Origin of the sequence: Streptomyces sudanensis (assembly GCF_023614315.1) — a bacterium.
Classification (GTDB): domain Bacteria; phylum Actinomycetota; class Actinomycetes; order Streptomycetales; family Streptomycetaceae; genus Streptomyces; species Streptomyces sudanensis.
On sequence record NZ_CP095474.1, the window covers coordinates 1,916 to 2,229 of the forward strand.

Sequence of the window (314 nt, forward strand, 5' to 3'; positions counted from 1 at the left end):
CCGCGAACAGGCCGCCGGCCACGAGGTTGGCGGCCGAGGTGTCCTCGCGTTGGAAGGTGNGCGAGCACAGCTCGACCGACATCAGCACCGCGACCCCGTCCGGGCGGCCGCGCAGCAGGTCGCGGAGGCGGGCGATGCCGGCCGCGCCGGCGACGCAGCCCAGGCCGACCAGGGGCAGGCGCACCACGTCGGGGCGCAGGCCGATCTCCGCCGCGACCCGGGCCTCCAGTGAGGGGACGGCCAGGCCGGTCACCGTGCACGAGACGGCGAAGTCGACGTCGGCCGGTGTCAGGCCGGCGTCGACTTCGCCGTCT

1 pseudogene is annotated in these 314 nt (G+C 76.4%); it reads right to left on the bottom strand.

Annotation, left to right across the window (positions count from 1 at the left end):
- Positions 1-60: 60 nt before the first annotated feature.
- Positions 61-253 (bottom strand): annotated as a pseudogene (locus tag MW084_RS00015) (type III polyketide synthase); the annotation flags it as partial.
- Between the last annotated feature and the right edge of the window lie 61 nt (positions 254-314).